This is a genomic window from Curtobacterium sp. B18 (assembly GCF_000333375.1).
GTDB lineage: Bacteria > Actinomycetota > Actinomycetes > Actinomycetales > Microbacteriaceae > Curtobacterium.
This window is the reverse complement of the sequence record NZ_BACZ01000279.1, coordinates 1-4,667: the sequence shown is the minus strand read 5'-3', so window position 1 is coordinate 4,667 and position 4,667 is coordinate 1. Positions and strand designations below refer to the sequence as shown.

At 72.0% G+C, this 4,667-nt stretch carries 5 protein-coding genes and 1 pseudogene; 3 read left to right on the top strand and 3 right to left on the bottom strand.

Translation table 11 applies throughout. The annotated features are described in order from the left end of the window. From I5E_RS07170 to I5E_RS07160, 3 genes are all read left to right on the top strand, one after another. A partial coding sequence (locus I5E_RS07170; RefSeq protein WP_022906380.1) for an AI-2E family transporter occupies positions 1 to 538 on the top strand: 538 nt, incomplete at its 5' end. Then, the gene (locus I5E_RS07165) at positions 535 to 1,335 is read left to right on the top strand and encodes a DUF1684 domain-containing protein (RefSeq protein WP_022906379.1); all 801 of its coding nucleotides are present in this window, start codon (positions 535 to 537) and stop codon (positions 1,333 to 1,335) included. The genes I5E_RS07170 and I5E_RS07165, both read left to right, overlap by 4 nt. Before the next feature lie 168 nt (positions 1,336 to 1,503). Continuing rightward, positions 1,504 to 1,983, top strand: a complete 480-nt coding sequence (locus tag I5E_RS07160; protein WP_083295326.1) for a DUF3145 domain-containing protein — start codon at positions 1,504 to 1,506, stop codon at positions 1,981 to 1,983. Positions 1,984 to 2,302: 319 nt separating this feature from the next. Here the strand turns inward: I5E_RS07160 and I5E_RS07155 are convergent, their stop codons facing one another. From I5E_RS07155 to I5E_RS21375, 3 genes and pseudogenes are all read right to left on the bottom strand, one after another. Continuing rightward, the gene (locus tag I5E_RS07155; protein WP_022906377.1) at positions 2,303 to 3,547 is read right to left on the bottom strand and encodes a beta-ketoacyl-[acyl-carrier-protein] synthase family protein; all 1,245 of its coding nucleotides are present in this window, start codon (positions 3,545 to 3,547) and stop codon (positions 2,303 to 2,305) included. Between the two features lie 201 nt (positions 3,548 to 3,748). Beyond that, positions 3,749 to 3,997 (bottom strand): acyl carrier protein, encoded by a 249-nt coding sequence (locus I5E_RS07150; RefSeq protein WP_022903951.1) that lies wholly within the window; start codon positions 3,995 to 3,997, stop codon positions 3,749 to 3,751. Between the two features lie 112 nt (positions 3,998 to 4,109). Further along, positions 4,110 to 4,667 (bottom strand): annotated as a pseudogene (locus I5E_RS21375) (3-oxoacyl-[acyl-carrier-protein] synthase III C-terminal domain-containing protein); the annotation flags it as partial.

Sequence of the window (4,667 nt, the reverse complement as noted above, 5' to 3'; positions counted from 1 at the left end):
CTACTTCCTCGCGTCGATGCGGGGCATGAAGCGGATGACGTACCGGTTCGTGCCCGCGTCGCGGCGTGAGAACTTCATCGACGTCAGCGAGCAGATCACGCAGGCGGTCGGACGCTACGTCGTCGGACAGATCTCGCAGGCGCTCATCAACGGCATCCTCAGCTTCGTGTTCCTGCTCATCATCGGCGCGCCGCTGCCGGTGCTGCTCGCATCGTTCGCCTTCATGGGATCGCTCATCCCGCTCGTCGGGACGCTCGCGTCGGCGATCGTCATCTCGCTGCTGTGCCTGTTCGCGTCGCCGGCGACCGCCCTCGCCGCGGCGATCTACTACCTCGTGTACATGCAGGTCGAGGCGTACGTGATCTCGCCGCGGATCATGTCCCGTGCGGTCCAGGTCCCCGGCGCCCTCGTCGTCATCGCCGCGGTCGCGGGCGGCACGATCGGCGGTGTTCTCGGCGCCCTCGTCGCCCTGCCGGTGGCGGCGTCGGTGATCATCATCGTCCAGAAGGTCATCTACCCCCGCCAAGAGCAGTCGTGACCGACCTCGCCGAACACGCCGCCGGTCGCGACCGGTGGGCGACGAGCGCCCGGGGTCCGCTCGCGCTCGTGAACGCCCAGCGCGTCGACCACGCCCAGCCGGTGTGGCCGGTGCCGGGGCAGTGGGCGCCGGCGCCCGGAGGGCTCACGGTCACCGCCGTCCCGGAGGACGGGGTCCTCGTCGACGGCGACCCCGTGGACGGGACGGTGTTCGTCGCCGGCGACGAGGCCGTCGTCCCCTCGACCGTCGTGTTCCCCGACGGGCTCGCGGGCACCGTCTCCCGCGGCACCCTGCGGGTGTGGGACCCGGCATCGGACGCGATCGCCCGGTTCGACCGCATCGCGCGCTTCGAGCAGTCCGCCGCCTGGGTCACGTCCGGCAGGTACACGCCGGGTGAGCCAGGAGGCGCGGCGAGCGTCGTCGACGCCGCCGGCGATCCGCTCGAGGTCGCGGGACACGTCGAGACCACGCTGGACGGCGCGGCCGTCCGGCTGCTCGCGGTGCGGTCGGCGCCCTTCCACGGCGTCCCTCGGCTGCAGCTCATCGTGCAGGACGCCACGAGCGCGCTCCCCGAGGACGACCCCGGGAGCACGTACTCGATGGGGCGGTTCCTGTACCTCGACGACCCCGGCGAGCCCGCCGACGTCGCGCTGGACTGGAACCTGCTGGTCCTGCCGCCGTGCGCGTTCTCGTACCAGTTCGCCTGTCCGATCCCGCCGGCGGAGAACCGCATCCCCGTGTCGGTCACCGCGGGGGAGCGGCATCCCCTCGACACCGCGGGACACGTCTTCCACTGAGTCCTGCCGCGGTACCTGGCGTTCCCAGCGTGCAGGCTGCATAATGGGCGTGTCCGCAAGGACATCACAATCGGATATCGATGGTTCCGAACGAGAACCTCCAGTTCAGGTCGATGGGGAAGTCGCACCTGACGAATCGGAGGAATCGTGAACGGAACGACCACCGGGGTGCTCTACGTGCACTCCGCACCACGCGCGCTCTGCCCGCACGTCGAATGGGCGGCAGGTCGCGCAATGAGCCGTGCCGTGAACTTCTCGTGGCTCGACCAGCCCGCACAGGACGGCGCGCGTCGCACCGAGTTCACCTGGACGGGTTCCGTCGGCACAGGCGCCGCGATCGCCTCGGCCCTGCGCGGTTGGGAGCACCTCCGGTACGAGGTCACCGAGGAGCCCACGTCGGAGTCCGACGGCGGCCGCTGGATGCACACGCCGGACCTCGGGGTGTTCTACGCGCAGACCGACGTCACCGGCAACATGGTCGTGCCCGAGGACCGCGTCCGCTACGCCATGGAGGTCGCCGGGAGCAACGCGCTCGAACTCCACCGCGAGCTCCGACTGGCGCTGGGCCAGGCGTGGGACGACGAGCTCGAGCCGTTCCGCCACGCCGCCGAGGGCAACCCGGTCGTCTGGTTGCACCGCGTCGGCTGACCTGCCGAACCGTTCCCTCCGTCACGAACGCCGTCCCTCGGGGCGGCGTTCGTGCGTCCGGGGCGGCCCGCGCACGCTCGCGGCCCGGCAGCCGAGCGCGCCGAGTCTCGCCTCGGCGGACGGTTTCGCGCTGCCGGAGCCGCGAAACTGTCCGCGGGGCCGAGTCTCGGCGCACCGCCGCGGCCACGGGCAGCGGCCGCGGGGAGCGCGCCGCGCCCGGACCGGCCGCGGGGAGCGCGCCGCGCCCGGACCGGCCACGGGAACGACGGAAGCCCGCCCCGACGACGCGGGACGGGCCTCCAGGACCGGACAGACGGACTCAGACGCTGCGGAACGCGACCACGGCGTTGTGCCCACCGAACCCGAACGAGTTGCTCACGGCGAGCAGGTCGCCCTGCGGCAGCTCGCGCGGCGACGTGGCGACGTCCATCACGATCTCCGGGTCCTGCTCGGTGAGGTTGATCGTCGGCGGCGCGACCCGGTTGTGCAGCGCGAGGGCCGTGAACGCGGCCTCGATCGCACCGGCACCACCGAGCAGGTGGCCGGTCGACGCCTTCGTGGCGGACACCACGACCTGGTCGAGGTGGTCGCCGAAGACCCGACGCATCGCGTGGTACTCGGCCACGTCGCCCACGGGGGTCGAGGTGGCGTGCGCATTGACGTGGACGACGTCCTCGCGGGAGGCGCCGGCGTGCTCGAGCGCCTGCAGGACGGCGCGGGCGGCGGCGCTGCCCTCGGGGTCCGGCGCGGTGATGTGGAACGCGTCCGAGGTGATGCCGGCTCCGGCGACCTCGGCGTAGATCTTGGCGCCGCGGGCCTCGGCGTGCTCCTTGGTCTCGAGGATGAGCGCCGCGGCGCCGTCCGCGAGCACGAAGCCGTCGCGCGTGACGTCGTACGGACGCGAGGCGGTCTCGGGGGAGTCGTTGCGGCGGGAGAGCGCCTGCATCGAGGCGAACGCCGCGAGGGGCAGCGGGTGCAGGGCGGCCTCGGCGCCACCGGTGATCACGATGTCGGCCTCGCCGGTCGCGACGTGGCGGTAGGCCTCGGCGAGGGACTCGGTCGAGGACGCGCACGCCGACAGGTAGGTGCGCGCACCGCCGCGGGCGCCGAACTCCATCTCGATGGCGGCGGCCGGGCCGTTCGCCATGAGCATCGGCACCGTCATCGGCAGGACGCGACGCGGGCCCTTCTCACGCAGGGTGTCCCAGGCGTCGAGCAGCGTGTTCACGCCACCGATGCCGGTCGCCCAGTCGACGATGAGGCGTTCGGGGACGACGGTCTCGGCGTCGATGCCGGCGTCGGCCCAGGCCTCGCGCGCGGCGACGAGGGACAGCTGCGACGAGGGGTCGAGGCGCTTCGACTCGGGGCGGGTGAGCTGGTCGGTGAGGAACCGGCGCGACTGGCCGGCGAACTCGACGGGGAGCTCGAGCTCGGCGTAGCGCGGGTCCTCGATGCGGGTGATGCCGGACGTGCCGGCGAGCAGCGCGTCCCACGTCTCCGGTGCGGTCGCGGCGAGGGGTGTGATCGCACCGATCCCGGTGACGACGACGGTCTTGTTGGTCATGGAACGACGTGTTCTTTCGTGAGGACGTCCGGCCGCTCGTGGCGGAGCCGGACGGAGCCGGGGCGGACCGACGAACGCCGGGCCGGGGTGGTCCGACGGACGCCGGACGCGTGTGGGCCGACCAGGGTCGGTCCGGTGGACGAGGTGAGCGCCGCGGCCCGCGGCTGGTCCGCCGGGGCCGCGGCGCTCAGGAAGCTCGCGTCAGGCCTGTGCCTTGACGATGTAGTCGACGGCGTCGCCCACGGTCTTGAGGTTCTTGACCTCTTCGTCGGGGATCTTCACGTCGAACTTCTCTTCGGCGTTCACGACGATGGTCATCATCGAGATCGAGTCGATGTCGAGGTCGTCGGTGAACGACTTGTCGGCGGCGACGGTGTCGGTCGCGATGCCGGTCTCGTCGTTGATCAGCTCGGCCAGGCCGGCGAGGACTTCTTCGTTGGACAGGGCCATGGGGATTCTCCTTGAGGGGGGTGTCGTTTGACCGTGGACCAGCCTAGGGCACGCGGCGGTCGCGCGCCCGGAGGCTCGTCGGGGTGGTCACGCGGGTGCGCGACCGGGTGGGCTAGGGGAGGACGACCACCTGCGCGCCGAACACGAGTCCGGCGCCGAACCCGATCTGCAGGGCGAGGCCGCCCGACAGGTCCGGGTGCTCTTCGAGCAGGCGGTGCGTGGCGAGCGGGATGCTCGCGGCGGAGGTGTTGCCGGTCGTGGTGATGTCGCGCGCGATGGCGACCGTGTCCGGCAGGCCGAGCTGCTTGGCGAACTCGTCGATGATGCGGATGTTCGCCTGGTGCGGCACGAACGCGGCGAGGTCCGACGGAGTGATCCCCGCGGCCTCGATCGCCTCGCGGGCGACCTTCACCATCTCCCAGACCGCCCAGCGGAAGACCGTCTGCCCGGCCTGGCGCATGGTCGGACGCGGCGCTCCGGCGGCCCACTCGTTGTAGGTCGCGGTCATGCCGATCGCGTCCCACTTCGAGCCGTCGGAGCCCCAGATCGTCGGTGCGATCCCGGGGAAGTCGCTCGGGCCGACCACGGNCGCACCGGCACCGTCCCGAGGAGGAACGAGATGGAGCGGTCGGTCGGGTCGACGACGTCGCTGAGCTTCTCGCGCCGATGA